Consider the following 16932-nt stretch of genomic DNA (forward strand, 5'->3'; position numbering starts at 1 on the left):
CCCCCTGTGAGAGTAGGACGCCGCTGGGCACAAAAGAAAGGTCGTTACCGCGTAAGCGGTAGCGGCCTTTTTTGTTATAAATTTTACCGGAAATAATGATGTTAATGATAATAACAAAGAAATTGCTAATAAAAGGAACAGGTAAGGCGCTTTCATTGAAACGACTTTGCTCATTGATGCTCAAGTTCGCTATAATAGAAGGAATAAGAAAGATATGAGGATGGATTATATGACGCAACGGCGCCCTTTAGTGGAAGCGTTAAAAAAGTTTCAGCAGCAGCGACCTGTTTCATTTCATGTTCCAGGACATAAACATGGGGAATTATCCGGGTTGCCGAATGAGATACGATCATCTCTGCAATATGATCAAACTGAATTAAGCGGACTGGATGATTTACATTATCCTGAAGGCGCCATAAAGGAAGCTCAAGATTTGTTGACTGAAGCTTATGGAGCTGATCAAAGTTTCTTTTTGGTAAATGGCTCAACAAGCGGCAATTTGGCGATGATTCATGCAGTCTGCAAAGAAGGGGACCGTGTACTGGTTCAGCGAAACTCCCATAAATCAATTTTTCATGCGTTGGAATTGGCCAAATTGCGGCCGGTGTACCTGGCGCCGGAATGGAGTGAAGCGTCCCAAAGTGCGGAAGGCGTATCGTTAAAAACATTGAAAGATGCTATCCAGCAATATCCGGAAGCAAAAGCTTTGATTTTGACTTATCCCAATTATTACGGCATGGCTGGACCAGAAATAGAAGAAATAATAAAGTACAGTCATCTATTTGATATTCCGGTGTTGGTTGATGAAGCTCATGGTGCCCATTTGCTTGCCGGTGGTCCATTTCCGAAGTCTGCTTTCTCTTACGGCGCAGATGCTGTAGTGCAGTCTGCACACAAGACATTGCCTGCTATGACGATGGGATCTTTTCTTCATATAAAAGAAAAACGGGTTAATGCAAAAAAGATCAGCAAATATCTGCGCATGTTCCAATCAAGCAGTCCATCTTATTTGATTATGGCCTCGTTGGATGATGCAAGAGCGTATATTCAGACGTATTCCGGACCGCATCTGCAACATTTTGTAGAGAAACGAAAGCTGTTTATAGGGAGTCTCCTGTCAATTTCAAAACTTGAAGTTTTTGAAGCACACGATCCACTCAAAATCATGTTGAGAGTGAAAGGTTATAATGGTTTCAGACTTCAGGAGAAACTTGAAGAAGTAAATGTTTATGCTGAAATGGCCGATTCACGGCAAGTGGTGATGGTATTGCCATTAATGAAACAAAGTCACACCTATCCATTTGCGGAAATTAGAAGCCGGATCAGGGAAGCTGTACAAAAACTTCGAAAAGAGCAGACGGATAAGGAATTGCCGGTAACACGCCAGGAGCCAATTGTAATCAGTGAGCCGGAAATCTCTTATGAGGCGATTGATTTGGCGGATTCGGAATGGATTTCCTATACAAAAGCGATGGGCCGCCATTCAGCAGCTATGGTCACTCCCTATCCGCCCGGAGTTCCGCTAGCACTGCCGGGAGAGGTATGGACACACGTGAAATTGGAGCAATTAATGGATCATTTGGCCGCAGGTGCAGTGATTCAAGGTGAACATAAATTGGCTGAAAAGCAACTTTTGGTCATACAGCATGGAGGAAATGATTAATGAACAAACCAGGATATTTTATTACGATTGAAGGGCCTGAAGGAGCTGGCAAGACGACGGCTATCGAGCAATTGATGAAACAATTGCAGCCATTAGGTATCGAGGCCGTTTTGACGCGGGAACCGGGAGGCATTGAGATTGCTGAAAAGATCCGCGAGGTGATTTTAAATAAAAACCACACGGCAATGGACGGGCGTACAGAAGCGCTTCTTTATGCAGCCGCCCGGCGACAGCATCTCGTTGAGAAAGTGGTACCAGCGCTACAGCAGGGGAAAGTGGTGCTTTGTGACCGCTTTATCGACAGTTCTCTGGCTTATCAGGGGCATGCGCGCGGCCTTGGCATTGATGAAGTTCTTTCCATCAATGAATTCGCGATTCAAGACACTTGGCCGGATTTGACCTTATTATTTGATGTGCCGCCTGAAATTGGTCTGCAAAGGATTGCGGCAAACAGCGGAAGGGAACAGAACCGCTTGGATATGGAGAAATTACCGTTCCACCAAAAAGTGTATGAGGGCTACCAGGAGGTTTCACGCCGTTATCCCGATCGCATTGTCAGAATTGATGCTTCCAAAGAGCCGGAAGAAGTTGTGGCGTCTGCGCTGGCAGCAATTATAAAAGGCATGGAAAGTTATACAGCGTAATTAATTGTTCGTGTTATAATTATATAGAAGAAAGACCAATAAAAAGGAGTGAGTGCTGATGAAACTCGTCGTTGCAGTTGTACAGGACCAAGACAGTAACCGATTATCCAATGCTTTGACAAAAAATGATTTCCGGGCTACCAAGCTTGCCAGTACAGGAGGGTTTTTGCGCTCAGGGAATACGACTTTTTTAATCGGGGTTGATGACAGCCTTGTCCCTAAATTAATGGATTTGATCCGGGAAAATTGCCGATCACGTGAACAGATGGTAGCACCTGTTTCACCTATGGGCGGAAACGCGGATTCGTATATACCATATCCTGTGGAAGTGGAAGTGGGCGGCGCCACGATTTTCGTGTTGCCGATTGAGCAATTCCATCATTTCTAAGCAGCGTTTAACGATGAAATATATGACACCCGTGCTCCCTTGGAACACGGGATTTTTTTAAAAAGGCGGAAGGTGAGCTTGTGCAGATGACAACCGAAGAATTCGAGCAGATGCAGCCGATTGTGATGAAGAGGCTGCAAGGAGCTTTTGAAAAAGACCGGCTGGCACATGCCTTCCTTTTTGAAGGGCCTGCCGGTTCGGGAATAAAAGAAGTAACGCATTTTTTTGTGAAGCTGCTGCTTTGTGAAAATCCGCAGCAAAATGTTCCATGTGGAACATGCAGAAGTTGCCATTTATATGATTCTGGAAATCACCCGAATATCGTCTTTATTGAGCCGGATGGCCAAAACATCAAAATTGACCAGATCCGTGAATTGATTTATTCAATGAATAAAACCGGGTTGAATACAGGGCGTAAGATATATGTCATTCAGGAAGCGGACCGGATGAATAATGCTTCCGCCAATGCGTTGCTGAAATTTCTGGAGGAGCCGGAATTCAATGTCACCGCTATCCTTCAAACAGAGCGATTGAATGCGATTATGAGCACTATCCGTTCTCGTTGCCAGCTTGTATCGTTTCAGCCGTTGTCGCGTCCTGTCTTGATGGAAAAGCTGATTGCAGGGGGCATGACGGCTTCTATGGCCGCAACGGTAAGCATGCTGACGCAAAGTGAAGAAGAAGCATTGGCACTCAGTGCGGATGAACAGTTTCCGCAGGCAAGAAAAACAGTTTTGAAGCTGGTGGAAGTGGTCAGCAACAATGTACACGAGGCACTTCTTATGCTGCAATCCGACTGGCTTCCGTTGTTTAAGGAAAAAGAAGATACCGAAAGAGGCCTGGACATGTTATTATTTGCATATCGGGACATTGCTTCGGTAAAGGCAGGACTCGAGACAGCAAGAACGTATCCAGACATGGAAGAAACTTGGAAGCAGATGGCTCTTCAGCGTTCTTTTACTGTGTTGTCAAAACAGCTGCAGGCCATTTTACAGGCCAAACAGCAATTGCCTCGCAATATGAACCGAACGCTGCTGATGGAGCAATTAATGCTGAATCTGCGGGAGGGGTAAAAATTGTATAATGTCATAGGTGTCCGCTTTAAAAAAGCGGGTAAAATATATTATTTCGATCCAGGTGAATTTACGATCGAAAAAGATGATTATGTCATCGTTGAAACAGCTCGTGGAGTGGAATACGGAAAAGTGGTCGTACCGGTCAAGACGGTCGGCGAAAACGATGTCGTATTGCCGCTGAAACAAGTCGTTCGTGTAGCAAGTGAACGTGACCGCCAGCAGGTGGAAGATAACCGCCAGGAAGCGCAGCGCGCATTTGAAACGGGTACAGGCAAGATTGAAGAACATCGGCTCGATATGAAATTGGTTGATGTCGAATATACATTTGACCGCAATAAAGTGATTTTTTATTTCACGGCGGAAGGACGCGTTGATTTCCGGAACCTTGTAAAAGATCTGGCGTCAATATTCCGGACACGCATTGAACTTCGCCAAATCGGTGTAAGAGATGAAGCGAAAATGCTCGGAGGCATCGGACCATGCGGGCGCATGCTTTGCTGTTCGACATTCCTGGGTGATTTTGAACCGGTTTCGATTAAAATGGCCAAAGATCAGAATCTGTCTTTGAATCCATCAAAAATTTCCGGCTTATGCGGGCGCTTGATGTGCTGCCTCAAGTATGAGAATGATGAATATGAGCAAGCGAAAAAAGAAATGCCGGATGTCGGCACCCGGGTAACAACTCCGGATGGCGAAGGTCGTGTTGTCAGTATGAATATTCTGGAGCGCGTATTGAAAATCCGCCTTTCTGAGCAGGAACAGACACTTGAATATGCATTAAGTGAGATAATGGACCAAGGAACGAGAGCGTGAGGTGGTTGGTGTGAAAGATAAGAACTTTTTGGACACGGTCATGGATTTTGAGCAGCAGCTTGAATCGATGCAGCAGCAATTTCGCGAATTGAAAGCAGTAGTGGCGCATACGATGGAAGAACATCATGCGCTGCAGCTTGAAAATCATCATTTGCGTGCGCGCCTGGATGAACTTCATGAGGCGGTTCCGGAAGCTGCTGCGGCTGTGGATCCTGTAAAACTCGAAAGAGCGGTCATGGATATCGGTGAGGGCTATGATAATCTGGCCCGTCTTTATCACGAAGGCTATCATGTCTGCCACGTACATTTTGGCAGTTCCCGAAAAGGTGATGATTGCTTGTTCTGCCTTTCATTTTTAAACAAGCAGAATTGATGGTCAAATCAACAGAAGCTGCGGCCACTTTGTGTGGCGGCAGCTTTTTGTTTTGTGGAGGAGTTGAAAATATGCTGTTGGATGACGAACGGCTGGATTATTTATTGGCGGAGGAATTACGGATCATTCAAAGCCCTTCTGTATTTTCGTTTTCACTTGATGCGGTTTTATTAGCGAGGTTTGCTTACTTGCCGCTGAAACGCGGGAAGATTGTGGATTTATGTACAGGGAACGGGGCCATTCCACTTTTTTTAAGTGCTCGGACGGAATCCCAGATTATCGGTGTCGAGCTGCAGGAGCGGCTTGTGGATATGGCGCAGCGCAGTGTGGCGTATAACGGACTGGAGCCGCAGATCAGCATTCTGCAAGGCGATGTCAAAACGATTCCGGAGACGCTCGGTTTTGAGAAATACGATGTGGTGACATGCAACCCGCCATATTTCCCAGCGGATAATATGAGCGATAAAAATATCAGCGAACATATGGCGATTGCGCGCCACGAGCTCTATTTGACGCTGGACGAGGCTGTGCGTTCTGCCAGCCAGTTATTGAAGCAGGGCGGCAAGGCGGCATTTGTGCACCGCTCAGGGCGGCTGATCGACTTGATCACAGCTATGCGCGCCAATCGGCTGGAGCCAAAACGCGTAAGATTGGTCTATCCGAAAGCCGGAAAAGAAGCAAATACTTTATTAATTGAAGGAATAAAAGACGGCAAGCCGGATCTGAAAATCATGCCGCCGCTGATTGTCTACGGAGACGACGGGGAATATACGGAAGAAGTGCGGGAAATGCTTTATGGAGACAAATAGCCATTACTTTTATGTACTTGAATGTGCCGACAATTCCTATTACGCGGGATATACCAATGATTTGCAGAAACGGCTGGAGACGCATAATGCCGGCAAAGGTGCAAAATACACACGGGCGAGAGGGCCGGTGAAAATGATTCATTTCGAAGAATTTGAAACAAAGCCGGAAGCGATGAAGGCGGAATATGCCTTCAAGCAATTAACGAAAGCGAAAAAAATCCGTTATATTGCTGAAGGGAAGGAGCAGGCCTGATGAAATCCCAAAAAAGTTTTCAGGAAACAACAGCAACTTTGTATCTCGTTGCGACGCCGATCGGCAATCTGGAAGACATGACGGTCCGCGCGCTGCGCATTTTGAAAGAAGTCGATATCATCGCGGCGGAAGACACGAGAAATACAAAGAAACTGTGTAATTACTTTGATATTCAAACGAAACTGGTCAGTTATCATGAACATAACCAGGAAAGCGGCGGCCATAAAATTCTTAGCTATCTGGAAGAAGGCAAATCCGTAGCGCTTGTCAGCGACGCAGGGATGCCGTGCATTTCCGATCCGGGTGAGGATATCGTGAAGCGCGCGATTGCGGAAGGGTTTCCAGTCGTGCCGATTCCTGGGGCTAATGCAGCGCTCAGTGCGCTCATCGCTTCCGGTATTGCGCCTCAGCCGTTCCAGTTCTATGGCTTTCTGTCACGGGGTAAAAAAGAGCGACAGGCTGAACTTGAGCTGCTGAGTCAAAACCGCGAGACGCTTATTTTTTATGAAGCGCCTCACCGGCTGAAGGAAAGCCTGAAAAGTATTCAGAAGAATTTCGGCAATGACCGCCGGATTGTTCTGGCGCGGGAAGTGACCAAGAAATTCGAGGAGTTCCTGAGAGGGACGGTGGAACAAGCGGTGGAATGGGCGGACGCCAATGAAATACGCGGCGAATTCTGTCTCGTCATCGAAGGGAATGCAGAACCGGATCTTGTCGAAACAACGGTCTGGTGGGAAGATTTATCAATAGAAGAACATGTCGAAGAAGTGATGGAGCGGGAACAGCTTTCCTCAAAAGAGGCGATAAAAAAGGTCTCGATAGACCGGAAATTGTCGAAAAGAGATGTTTATCAGGCGTTTCATACTTAAAAAAAACCGGAGCGCTTCATGCGCTCCGGTTTTAAAAAGCTTATTTTTTCAAGTTGCCTTGAATTTCTTTCATCAGCATTTCTGCGCCTTCAGAACTCAAGACCAATTTGCCGCCGACAAGTTTCATGTTGTCGTCTGATACTTCGCCTGTTACAGCACAAGTCATGTTTGGCATGTATTTTTTCAAGATGATTTTGTCGTCATCGACATAGATCTCCAAAGCGTCTTTCTCTGCGATCCCCAATGTGCGGCGCAATTCGATTGGAATAACTACACGGCCCAATTCGTCAACTTTACGTACGATACCTGTTGATTTCATAATATTCGTCCCCCTTGAATTTTATAGATGTTTTCGCCAAAATTCGACAATTACCACTTCCTGTCATAAATCATACCAACTCCTTTCTTCCAGGTCAACAAAAAACTATCGAATTTATAACGAAATACCATAATTTATGACATAAATTATTGAAAACTCTAAAAAAGAATCGCTTTAACTGGCAACGATTCGACAATTGGTAAAATTAAACAGAAAATTTAGATATAATATTTTTACAATAAATACCTTGGGACGCCTAAGATTGAAAGATTGTACAAAATTGCGGACTTCGTTAAAATAAACTTTATACAAACAAACTGGAGGAATTTTTCGTGACTGCAAACAAAGATACTTTTTATTTAACGACGCCGATTTATTATCCAAGCGGAAAATTCCATATCGGAACCGCTTATACAACGGTCGCATCCGATGCGATGGCCCGCTATAAACGCCTTCGGGGCTTTGATGTCCGCTTTTTGACGGGCATGGATGAACATGGCCAGAAAATAGAAGAAAAAGCCCAGGAAGCCGGCCTGGCACCGCAGGAATATGTAAATGGCATGGCGGAAGCCGCGAAAAGTGTCTGGAAAACGATGGACATCACTTATGATGATTTTATCCAGACGACTGAACCCCGCCACAAAGAAGGCGTGGAAAAGATTTTCCAGAAATTCCTCGATAACGGAGACATCTATAAAGGCCATTACGAAGGCTGGTACTGCACGCCTTGTGAGTCCTTCTATACAGAAAGCCAGTTGGACAACGGCAAATGTCCGGATTGCGGCCGCCCGGTCCATAAAGTGAAGGAAGAATCGTATTTCTTCAATATGAAGAAATATGCAGCCCGCCTCCTGGATTATTACGAGAATAATGTCGAATTCATCGAGCCTGAATCCCGTAAAAATGAAATGATCAACAACTTCATCAAACCGGGTCTCGAGGATCTTTCTGTGTCACGTACATCATTTGACTGGGGAATTCCGGTTCCTGGAGATCCGAAGCACGTTATCTATGTGTGGGTGGATGCATTGTCGAATTATATTACGTCGCTGGGCTACGGTTCTGACGACGATTCACTGTTCAATAAATACTGGCCGGCGGATGTCCATGTAGTTGGTAAGGACATCGTCCGTTTCCACACGATCTACTGGCCGATTTTCTTGATGGCGCTTGATTTGCCATTGCCGAAAAAAGTTTTCGCTCACGGCTTCATCATGATGAAAGACGGCAAAATGTCGAAATCAAAAGGTAATGTCGTTTATCCGGAAATGCTGGTTGAGCGTTATGGCCTTGACGCCACGCGTTACTTCCTGCTGCGGGAACTGCCTTTCGGTTCTGACGGCGTATTTTCTCCGGAAGCGTTTATCGAACGGACAAATTACGATCTTGCCAACGACCTCGGGAATTTATTGAACCGCACAGTGTCCATGATCAATAAATACTTTGATGGGGAAGTGCCGCAAATTGCCGGTGAAAAGACGGAATTTGACGCGACACTTCAGCGTGTTGCGAAAGAAACGGTCGAAAACTATGAGAAGCACATGGAAAAAATGCAGTTCAGCATGGTTTTAAGCGAAGTTTGGATACTGATTTCACGAAGCAATAAGTACATCGATGAAACACAGCCGTGGGTGCTGGCAAAAGATGAAAACAGAAAAGAAGAGCTTGCTTCTGTTATGGCCCACCTGGCGGAAAGCTTGCGCATGACAGCTGTTATGCTTCAGCCATTCCTGCCGAATGCACCGAAGCAGATCATCGAACAGCTTGGCTTGTCCGAAGAATACCTGACTTGGGAAACGCTGGAAGGTTTCGGTAAAATTCCAGCTGGCACGAAAGTTGTGGCAAAAGGCACACCAATCTTCCCGCGTCTTGAAATCGAACCGGAAGTTGCGTATATCCGTGACCAAATGCGCGGTGGTGCTGCTGCCGAACCGGAAGAGGAAGTAATCGAAGAAGTGCCGGATGTGCCGGAAATCACGATCGATGATTTCGCGAAGGTCGATCTTCGTGCGGCAACGGTTACAGCTTGCGAGCCGGTGCCGAAAACGTCGAAACTCCTGAAATTGCAGTTGGACTTAGGCTATGAGCAGCGCCAAGTGGTTTCGGGCATCGCTGAACATTACAAACCGGAAGAATTAGTTGGCAAAAAAGTGGTGGTGGTCGCCAACTTGAAACCAGTTAAATTACGCGGCGAATTATCGCAGGGCATGATTTTGGCTGGCGAAAAAGACGGCTTCCTGACTTTAGCGTCAATCGCTGAAAAACTGCCTAACGGCGCAAAAATTAAATAAATCCTTATCTGAAGATGGTCCGCTTGACTGAGCGGACCATTTTTATTATGGTGAATTTTGCAGTCTTTTTTGGATGTATTACAGGCAAATTGTCATGCAAAAAAGATGTTTTGTTATACAAATGTAATATTACTGAGAAGAAAGAAATGAAGTTTACGGATAAAATAAAGCTTAGCGTAAGGAGAATGCATATGTTTATTGATACTCACGTACATTTAAATGCGGACCAATACGACGATGATTTGAAAGAAGTCATCGAACGCGCATTAGAAAATAATGTTACAAAAATGATTGTCATCGGTTTTGATCGAAAAACGATTGAACGCGCGATGGCATTAATAGAAGAATATGATTTCCTTTATGCGGTGATTGGCTGGCATCCGGTTGATGCGGTTGATTGCACGGATGAAGATTTGAAATGGATCGAAGAACTCTCGGCACATCCGAAAGTCGTCGGCATCGGAGAAACAGGCTTGGATTATCATTGGGACAAATCGCCCAAGGACATCCAGCAGGAAGTTTTCCGCAAGCAGATTCGGCTGGCGAAAAAACTGCAGCTGCCGATCATCATCCATAACCGAGAAGCGACAGAAGACGTCCTGACCATCCTGAAAGAGGAAAATGCGGCGGAAGTCGGCGGCATTATGCACTGCTTCGGCGGAAGCGTCGAAACGGCCCAGATCAGCATCGACATGAATTTCATGATTTCGCTTGGCGGACCTGTGACTTTCAAGAATGCCAAAAAGCCTAAGGAAGTCGCAACAGAGATTCCGCTCGAACATTTATTGATCGAAACGGACGCGCCTTATCTTGCGCCTCACCCTTACCGCGGAAAACGCAACGAACCTTCCTACGTAACGCTGGTGGCGGAAGAAATCGCCCGCTTGAAGGATTTGCCGGTGGAAGAAGTGGCAAAAATCACCACACAGAACGCTGAAAGATTCTTTAAATTGAACTAAAGAGAAAGAATGGCTGAAAACCGTTCTAATTGACATGCAACTAAATGAGTCTATATAATCACACAGGTGAATGAGGAGGAGTTACATTTGACGAAAGAAGACGAGGATAATAATTACTCAACAATAAAAACATCCAAAAAGAAATCAGTGATCATCACGTTGGCTACGGTGCTCATGTTTGCGGCGGTTATGGCTTTCGCAATTTATGAAGGTACGAAAAACACGGTAACGATGATTTCCAATGGCGAAAAAGAAGAAGTCAAAACCCACGCTGAAACTGTCGGGGCATTTCTTGCGGAACAGTCAATCGAAGTAGGGCAGGATGACTATTTAAGCCATACAGCAGAAGCTTCAATCGACAAAGATATCGTGATTGAATGGACGGAAGCCGACCAATTCACGATAACAGTGGATGGCAAACCGACATCAGCCTGGACAACTTCGAATACAGTCGAAGATATTCTGGCTAAAGCGGAAATTGAAATCACTGAACACGATAAAGTAACACCTGCGTTAAACGAAGAAGTAGATGCAAACACAGCTATTTCTGTTGAAAAAGCTTATGAAGTGACAATCTTTGATGGACTGGAAGAAAAGAAAGTATGGTCCACTTCGACTACGGTCGCTGACTTTTTAAAACAGCATAAAATCACTTTGAGCGATCTTGATCGCGTAGAAAAAGATATGGATGAATTAATCCTTCCCGGATCTGAAGTTAAAGTTGTTCGTGTAGAAAAGGTCACCGATGTAGTGGAAGATTCAGTGAAATTCGCCAAGGAAACGAAGAAAGATTCCTCTCTTTTGAAAGGATCTGAAAAAGTAGTCCAAAAAGGCGAAGAAGGTCTTGTAGAAAAGACTTACGAAGTTGTCATGGAAAACGGCAAAGAAGTAAAACGTGAACTTAAAGGCGAGAAAGTCATCAAAGAAGCGAAGAAACAAGTAGTAGCAGTCGGAACGAAAACTGTTGTCGCAAGTGTTTCCCGTGGAAATGATACAACAGCGGCAGCTCCTGCTCCGAAAAAAGCGGCAGCACCACAGCCGGCAGCAACATCGACTAAAACAACAAAAACTGCAGCACCAGTTCAAAGCAGTGAACCATCAAGCAGCCGTGAATTCTACGTATCGGCAACTGCTTATACGGCTTTATGCACAGGCTGCTCAGGCATCACTGCAACAGGCATCAACTTGAAAGCGAACCCGCACTTGAAAGTGATCGCAGTTGACCCTTCCGTTATTCCGCTCGGCTCGAAAGTATGGGTTGAAGGATATGGCCATGCAATCGCTGGCGATACCGGCGGTGCAATCAAAGGCAACAAAATCGATATCTTCATGGCGGACCGCTCTGCGGCTTTGGCATTTGGCCGCCAGCAAGTGAAAATCAAAATTCTGGATTAATGAAGAAATTGGAAAGCTTTCCCGGGGCAGCCCGGGAAAGCTTTTTACATGTTTAGCCGGAACGCGGTAAACTAAAACAAAAAGTTTTGAAACGAGGAACAACTGATGAAAATCAAAGAAGTGATTGTAGTCGAAGGCAAGGATGATACGGTTGCCGTCAAACGCGCGGTGGAAGCCGATACGATAGAAACGAACGGCTCCGCTATTTCCGAAGAGACATTGAAAAAAATCGCGCACGCCGCATCTAAACGCGGGGTAATTGTATTTACAGATCCTGATTATCCAGGCAGGCGGATCCGTGCTATTATTGAGGAATACGTGCCCACGGCCAAGCACGCGTTTTTAGCGAAGGAAAAAACCATTGCGAAGAACGGCAAAGGTCTTGGCATTGAACATGCCAAAGACGAAGATATCCGGGAAGCACTGGCTTCCGTCCATACACTTTGGAACAATGAAGAACCGGCTGAAATCACTATGGAAGATTTGATTATAGCCAAGCTTGTGGCCCATCCGCAGGCAAGGCAGCGCCGAACAGATATCGGTAATCTTCTGCAGATCGGCTATACCAACGGCAAACAACTTGCCAAGCGGCTGCATATGTTCGGCATAACGAAACAGCAATTCATCGAAGCGGTGCAGGCGCTGAATCAGGAGGAACGAAAATGATGAAAGATATAGCAACACCCATACGCACCCAGGAAATAATGGCGAAACACGGCCTGACTGTGAAGAAAAGCCTTGGACAGAACTTTTTGATCGACCCGAATATTCTGCGGAAAATCGTCAGCCAGGCAGATTTGACGAAACAATCCGCGGCCATTGAAATAGGACCCGGCATCGGAGCGTTGACTGAACACCTGGCACGTGCTGCCGGAAAAGTGCTGGCTTTTGAAATCGATCAGCGCTTGCTTCCGGTACTTGAAGATACCTTGTCTTCATATGACAACGTCAGCATCATCCATTCCGATATTCTGAAAGCGGATGTAGCGGATGCCATTGCGAAAGAACTTGAAGGCTACGAAGACATCATGGTAGTGGCCAATTTGCCGTATTACGTGACTACTCCGATCATCATGAAATTACTGTTGGAGAAATTGCCGATTCGCGGACTCGTGGTCATGCTGCAGAAAGAAGTGGCGGAGCGGATCACCGCCAAGCCTGGAACGAAAGCTTATGGTTCCCTGTCCATTGCTATCCAATATTATACAGAGGCGGAAATGGCTTTGACGGTGCCCAAAGGCGTCTTTATGCCACAGCCGAACGTCGACTCTGCAGTCATTAAGATGACGAAGCGCACAACGCCGCAAGTGGAAGTCATCGATGAAGATTTCTTCTTTAAAGTAACGAGAGGTTCTTTTGTGCAGCGCCGCAAGACGATTTTCAATAATCTCCAGGCGGCAATGCCTGAGGGCAAAGAAAAGAAGGATTTGATTCTAAAGGCTTTGGAAGAAGCGGGCATTGATCCGGCAAGACGCGGGGAAACCTTGAGCATCAAGGAATTCGGCGGCCTCGCTGACAAGCTTTACGGCTATTTTGGCTGATTTCCATCATTCTGTTGAAAAACCGGCACAACTCGAATAAAAAATGGTATTTCGGATAAATAAATATTGACACCAAGCGGATTCCGAGCTAAAATTAAAAATTTATTTGACAATTTGGGCATTTTGTAGTAAGGTTTATTTATAGTGAGGTGTAGACAAAATGCCCAAAACTTTGGCGGATATCAAGAAGTCGTTGGATTTGCATTTAGGGAAACGATTGCTGTTGAAAGCAAACGGAGGTCGCAAGAAAACGGTCGAACGTGCCGGAATCCTGCGCGAAACATATCACTCCGTGTTCGTAATTGAGTTAGATCAAGATGAACATGCATTTGAAAGAGTGTCCTACAGCTACGCGGACATCCTGACAGAAGCAGTGGAAATCACTGTGTATGAAGGAACAGAAGACGCTTTAGTCGTTAAATAATCGAACTATATCTATATTTCTTTTGGAAGCCCATACTTTGCCGTTTTCGGCAGCGTATGGGTTTTTTGTTTTTTTGCCAAAAACTCCCGAATCCTTTGGCATGTGTTAAAATAGTTTTCATCAGATTATAAAAGGAGACAGTGGAGATGCTCTATGTGAAGGCACCTGCCAAAATCAACTTAACATTAGATGTACTGCATAAAAGACCGGACAATTATCATGAGGTCGAAATGATCATGACCACCGTGGATCTTGCAGACCGCATCGGGCTGATGGAAACCGAACGCGGAATCCATATCGAATCAGCCGATCGCTTTGTGCCGAATGATTCGCGCAACCTTGCCTATCAGGCGGCGAAATTATTGAAAGACACCTACCATATTAAATCCGGTGTCATTATCAAGCTTGATAAACAGATTCCGGTGGCTGCCGGACTGGCAGGGGGAAGCAGCGACGCGGCTGCTACGCTGAAAGGTTTGAATAAGTTATGGAACCTGAATCTTTCATTGGATGAGCTGGCGGAACTGGGCACGAAAATCGGATCTGATGTCGCTTTCTGCGTTTACGGGGGAACAGCGCTCGCAAAAGGCCGCGGCGAAATTATCCAGCAGCTTCCTACACCGCCGAATTGTTGGGTGATTCTTGCTAAACCGACAATCGGCGTTTCGACCGCTGAAGTTTACGGTGCCTTCGATGTCAATAAAGCCGAGCATCCGAATACCGGGAAGATGATCGAAGCGATTGAGAATAAAGATTACGCCGCTGTCTGTGCGAACTTAGGGAATGCACTGGAAAGTGTCACCTTATCCCTGTATCCCGAAGTGGCGCAAATCAAAGATCAAATGAAGAAGTTCGGAGCAGACGCTGTCCTTATGAGCGGCAGCGGACCGACTGTCTTCGGATTGGTGCAGCAGGAAGCACGTATTCCACGCATCTATAACGGATTGCGCGGCTTCTGCGCAGAAGTATATGCAGTCAGATTGGTCGGCGAGCGGGACCCACTTGCTTAAAGACGGATAATTATGGTAAGTTTTCTATAAATCATTCGTGTTCAGGAGAGTGGAAAATGAAGTGGAAACGCAGTGAACGTTTAGTAGATATGACGCATTACTTATTGGAGCATCCACATAAATTGATTCCGCTGACGTATTTCTCCGATTTATATCAGTCGGCCAAATCGTCCATCAGTGAGGATTTAGGAATCGTCAAAGAGACTTTCGAACAAAAAGGCATTGGTTTATTGGCGACGGTGCCGGGAGCTGCAGGGGGAGTAAAATATATTCCGAAATTGCAGGAACCGGAAATCAGAGCGATTATGCAGGAACTGATCAGCGAATTAAGCCATTCAGACCGGCTTCTGCCTGGCGGTTATTTGTATATGACCGATGTGCTGGGCAATCCGGACATCATGAACCGCGTCGGCAAAGTGTTTGCCTCGGCGTTTGCCCATGAGAAAATCGACGTCATCATGACAGTGGCGACCAAAGGCATCCCGATTGCACATGCCATTGCACGCCATCTGAATGTGCCGGTCGTTATCGTACGCAGGGACAGCAAAGTCACCGAAGGTTCAACTGTCAGCATCAATTATGTATCAGGTTCATCCCGGCGCATCCAGACGATGGTGTTATCGAAGCGCAGCATGAAGAGCGGCCAGCGTGTGCTGATCACCGATGATTTCATGAAGGTCGGCGGCACGATGAACGGCATGAAGAATCTTCTTGAAGAATTCGAATGCACGCTTGCTGGAGTGGCAGTTCTTGTGGAAGCGGAACATAAAGATGAACAATTGGTTGAAAAGTATTTATCGCTTGTTAAATTGCGCGAAGTCAGCGAAAAAGAACGTAAGATTGAATTACAAGAAGGAAACTATTTCTCAGATGGAGGTTATTGATTATGAAATATGTAGCAACTGATCAGGCAGCGGCCGCAATCGGCCCATATTCACAAGGTGTGGTGTCAGGCGACATGTTCTATAGTTCCGGACAGATTCCATTGACGCCTGCTGGCGAGATTGCCGGGGATGCGATCGGCGAACAGACGCATCAGGTCTTTGCCAACTTGAAAGCGGTTTTGGCAGAAGCAGGTTCTTCACTGGATAACGTTATCAAAACAACTGTTTTCATCAAGGACATGAATGATTTTGCTGCACTGAATGAAATTTATGCTTCTTATTTCGGCGACCATAAACCCGCACGTTCAACTGTCGAAGTGGCCCGTTTGCCGAAAGATGTGAAAGTTGAAATCGAAGTTATTGCGAAAATTAAATAAAGAATTGAAATGAAGCTGCTTTTTACAGGCAGCTTCATTTTTTATTGTCCAGATTCCAGCTGCGCAGCAAAGAGTGCAACTCCCTGATCTTTCTTATGTTTTCGGCGCTTATTGGGTGTTTGCGTTTTTCTCATCATAAAAACAAAATATTCTAATAAATTTTGTAATTTTTGAAGGAGATTAGTCCTTAGTAGCGAATAACATAAAAAGCTCCAAAAATAACATCTTAGGGGAGAGGTGATGAGAATGGAAGTTACTGATGTGAGGTTGAGGCGGGTTCAGACGGATGGCCGTATGAGAGCAATCGCTTCCATCACCCTGGACAACGAGTTTGTTGTACATGATATTCGGGTGATTGATGGAAATGACGGCTTGTTCGTAGCGATGCCCAGTAAGCGGACTCCGGATGGCGAATTCAGAGATATAGCGCATCCGATTAACTCAGGAACGCGAAGTAAGCTTCAGCAAGCTGTGTTGGCTGCTTATGAACAAAGTGAGAATGATCCCGTGTTTGAAGAAGCGGGCGTGTGAATTTAACAGACAGAAGAGCCTGAAGCAGAATCCGGGCTCTTTTTATTATGAAGAGAAAATGGCTGGTCTTTATGCGGTAGGCGTGGGCAATGTATTCTTACGCGGTGCTTCAGAGCTTAAGGGGTGCGTCGCATGCCACGAACCTTGAAAAATCAAGGTTTTTCCGATATAGTTAAGAAAAGCCGAATCATTGGTGCAGCTTACGCTATTGTAAATTGCATTTTTACGTCTGTGCTTTTTTACAACAGACCCATGGGTTTGCAGTGGGGGAATAAGTCATTGGAGCGGAAAGCCGAAGGGCAAAAGCTTCTTA

Annotated in this window: 21 protein-coding genes; 19 read left to right on the forward strand and 2 right to left on the reverse strand. The window is 45.6% G+C overall.

Going from position 1 to position 16932, the window contains the following annotated elements:
* Positions 1-238 (reverse strand): hypothetical protein (locus AC2Q9J_RS16775; RefSeq protein WP_499041731.1); only part of this gene is annotated, 238 nt, incomplete at its 3' end.
* Here AC2Q9J_RS16775 and AC2Q9J_RS16780 point away from each other — a divergent pair.
* From AC2Q9J_RS16780 to rsmI, 9 genes are all read left to right on the forward strand, one after another.
* Positions 230-1663, forward strand: a complete 1434-nt coding sequence (locus tag AC2Q9J_RS16780; protein WP_499041733.1) for an aminotransferase class I/II-fold pyridoxal phosphate-dependent enzyme — start codon at positions 230-232, stop codon at positions 1661-1663. The two genes, AC2Q9J_RS16775 and AC2Q9J_RS16780, sit on opposite strands and share 9 nt — an antisense overlap.
* Positions 1663-2307, forward strand: coding sequence for a dTMP kinase (tmk, locus tag AC2Q9J_RS16785; protein ID WP_499041735.1), 645 nt, complete (start codon positions 1663-1665; stop codon positions 2305-2307). Before AC2Q9J_RS16780 ends, tmk begins: the two co-directional genes overlap by 1 nt.
* A gap of 58 nt (positions 2308-2365) precedes the next feature.
* Positions 2366-2695, forward strand: a complete 330-nt coding sequence (darA, locus tag AC2Q9J_RS16790) for a cyclic di-AMP receptor DarA (RefSeq protein ID WP_084242251.1) — start codon at positions 2366-2368, stop codon at positions 2693-2695.
* A gap of 80 nt (positions 2696-2775) precedes the next feature.
* A complete protein-coding gene (gene holB / locus AC2Q9J_RS16795; RefSeq protein WP_499041736.1) occupies positions 2776-3768 on the forward strand; it encodes a DNA polymerase III subunit delta' in 993 nt (330 codons plus the stop codon).
* A gap of 3 nt (positions 3769-3771) precedes the next feature.
* Positions 3772-4584, forward strand: a complete 813-nt coding sequence (locus AC2Q9J_RS16800) for a PSP1 domain-containing protein (protein WP_499041738.1) — start codon at positions 3772-3774, stop codon at positions 4582-4584.
* Positions 4585-4594: 10 nt separating this feature from the next.
* Positions 4595-4957, forward strand: a complete 363-nt coding sequence (gene yabA / locus AC2Q9J_RS16805; protein ID WP_084242258.1) for a DNA replication initiation control protein YabA — start codon at positions 4595-4597, stop codon at positions 4955-4957.
* 71 nt (positions 4958-5028) lie between these two features.
* Positions 5029-5766, forward strand: coding sequence for a tRNA1(Val) (adenine(37)-N6)-methyltransferase (locus AC2Q9J_RS16810; protein ID WP_499041740.1), 738 nt, complete (start codon positions 5029-5031; stop codon positions 5764-5766).
* Positions 5753-6019 (forward strand): GIY-YIG nuclease family protein, encoded by a 267-nt coding sequence (locus AC2Q9J_RS16815; protein WP_499041742.1) that lies wholly within the window; start codon positions 5753-5755, stop codon positions 6017-6019. Before AC2Q9J_RS16810 ends, AC2Q9J_RS16815 begins: the two co-directional genes overlap by 14 nt.
* Positions 6019-6888 (forward strand): 16S rRNA (cytidine(1402)-2'-O)-methyltransferase, encoded by an 870-nt coding sequence (gene rsmI / locus AC2Q9J_RS16820; RefSeq protein WP_499041744.1) that lies wholly within the window; start codon positions 6019-6021, stop codon positions 6886-6888. The genes AC2Q9J_RS16815 and rsmI overlap by 1 nt, the downstream gene beginning before the upstream one ends.
* A gap of 40 nt (positions 6889-6928) precedes the next feature.
* Here rsmI and abrB read toward each other — a convergent pair whose 3' ends face one another.
* The gene (abrB, locus tag AC2Q9J_RS16825; RefSeq protein ID WP_084242246.1) at positions 6929-7207 is read right to left on the reverse strand and encodes a transition state genes transcriptional regulator AbrB; all 279 of its coding nucleotides are present in this window, start codon (positions 7205-7207) and stop codon (positions 6929-6931) included.
* A gap of 332 nt (positions 7208-7539) precedes the next feature.
* Between abrB and metG the strand changes: the two genes are divergently transcribed.
* From metG to spoVG, 10 genes are all read left to right on the forward strand, one after another.
* Entirely contained in the window at positions 7540-9498 is a 1959-nt protein-coding gene (metG, locus tag AC2Q9J_RS16830; RefSeq protein ID WP_499041747.1) for a methionine--tRNA ligase, read from the forward strand.
* A gap of 191 nt (positions 9499-9689) precedes the next feature.
* Positions 9690-10457: a TatD family hydrolase gene (locus AC2Q9J_RS16835; protein ID WP_499041748.1), complete on the forward strand. Its 768-nt coding sequence runs from the start codon at positions 9690-9692 to the stop codon at positions 10455-10457.
* 87 nt (positions 10458-10544) lie between these two features.
* Entirely contained in the window at positions 10545-11852 is a 1308-nt protein-coding gene (locus tag AC2Q9J_RS16840; protein ID WP_499041750.1) for a ubiquitin-like domain-containing protein, read from the forward strand.
* A 105-nt stretch (positions 11853-11957) separates the two neighbouring features.
* Entirely contained in the window at positions 11958-12518 is a 561-nt protein-coding gene (rnmV, locus tag AC2Q9J_RS16845) for a ribonuclease M5 (RefSeq protein WP_084242243.1), read from the forward strand.
* A complete protein-coding gene (rsmA, locus tag AC2Q9J_RS16850) occupies positions 12515-13393 on the forward strand; it encodes a 16S rRNA (adenine(1518)-N(6)/adenine(1519)-N(6))-dimethyltransferase RsmA (protein WP_499041752.1) in 879 nt (292 codons plus the stop codon). The genes rnmV and rsmA overlap by 4 nt, the downstream gene beginning before the upstream one ends.
* Before the next feature lie 160 nt (positions 13394-13553).
* On the forward strand, positions 13554-13817 hold the full coding sequence (gene veg / locus AC2Q9J_RS16855; protein ID WP_071152415.1) for a biofilm formation stimulator Veg: 264 nt from the start codon (positions 13554-13556) through the stop codon (positions 13815-13817).
* 146 nt (positions 13818-13963) lie between these two features.
* Positions 13964-14827 (forward strand): 4-(cytidine 5'-diphospho)-2-C-methyl-D-erythritol kinase, encoded by an 864-nt coding sequence (ispE, locus tag AC2Q9J_RS16860; RefSeq protein WP_499041754.1) that lies wholly within the window; start codon positions 13964-13966, stop codon positions 14825-14827.
* Between the two features lie 56 nt (positions 14828-14883).
* Positions 14884-15711, forward strand: a complete 828-nt coding sequence (gene purR / locus AC2Q9J_RS16865; protein WP_499041756.1) for a pur operon repressor — start codon at positions 14884-14886, stop codon at positions 15709-15711.
* A 2-nt stretch (positions 15712-15713) separates the two neighbouring features.
* Positions 15714-16088 carry a RidA family protein gene (locus AC2Q9J_RS16870; protein WP_499041758.1) on the forward strand — a complete coding sequence of 125 codons (375 nt, stop codon included), beginning with the start codon at positions 15714-15716 and terminating at the stop codon, positions 16086-16088.
* Between the two features lie 246 nt (positions 16089-16334).
* Complete coding sequence (spoVG, locus tag AC2Q9J_RS16875) at positions 16335-16619, forward strand: septation regulator SpoVG (protein WP_084242255.1); 285 nt, start codon at positions 16335-16337, stop codon at positions 16617-16619.
* Positions 16620-16932 lie beyond the last annotated feature (313 nt).

The organism is Planococcus sp. RAB007_Raresut (assembly GCF_057369535.1).

Bases quoted from the DNA above. Each gene is read 5' to 3' on its own strand.
- rsmA (WP_499041752.1), top strand. From the start codon at position 12,515: ATGATGAAAGATATAGCAACACCCATACGCACCCAGGAAATAATGGCG.
- abrB (WP_084242246.1), bottom strand. From the start codon at position 7,207: ATGAAATCAACAGGTATCGTACGTAAAGTTGACGAATTGGGCCGTGTA.
- AC2Q9J_RS16780 (WP_499041733.1), top strand. From the start codon at position 230: ATGACGCAACGGCGCCCTTTAGTGGAAGCGTTAAAAAAGTTTCAGCAG.
- rsmI (WP_499041744.1), top strand. From the start codon at position 6,019: ATGAAATCCCAAAAAAGTTTTCAGGAAACAACAGCAACTTTGTATCTC.
- AC2Q9J_RS16815 (WP_499041742.1), top strand. From the start codon at position 5,753: ATGGAGACAAATAGCCATTACTTTTATGTACTTGAATGTGCCGACAAT.
- AC2Q9J_RS16835 (WP_499041748.1), top strand. From the start codon at position 9,690: ATGTTTATTGATACTCACGTACATTTAAATGCGGACCAATACGACGAT.
- tmk (WP_499041735.1), top strand. From the start codon at position 1,663: ATGAACAAACCAGGATATTTTATTACGATTGAAGGGCCTGAAGGAGCT.
- purR (WP_499041756.1), top strand. From the start codon at position 14,884: ATGAAGTGGAAACGCAGTGAACGTTTAGTAGATATGACGCATTACTTA.
- AC2Q9J_RS16870 (WP_499041758.1), top strand. From the start codon at position 15,714: ATGAAATATGTAGCAACTGATCAGGCAGCGGCCGCAATCGGCCCATAT.
- AC2Q9J_RS16810 (WP_499041740.1), top strand. From the start codon at position 5,029: ATGCTGTTGGATGACGAACGGCTGGATTATTTATTGGCGGAGGAATTA.
- spoVG (WP_084242255.1), top strand. From the start codon at position 16,335: ATGGAAGTTACTGATGTGAGGTTGAGGCGGGTTCAGACGGATGGCCGT.
- darA (WP_084242251.1), top strand. From the start codon at position 2,366: ATGAAACTCGTCGTTGCAGTTGTACAGGACCAAGACAGTAACCGATTA.
- veg (WP_071152415.1), top strand. From the start codon at position 13,554: ATGCCCAAAACTTTGGCGGATATCAAGAAGTCGTTGGATTTGCATTTA.
- ispE (WP_499041754.1), top strand. From the start codon at position 13,964: ATGCTCTATGTGAAGGCACCTGCCAAAATCAACTTAACATTAGATGTA.
- rnmV (WP_084242243.1), top strand. From the start codon at position 11,958: ATGAAAATCAAAGAAGTGATTGTAGTCGAAGGCAAGGATGATACGGTT.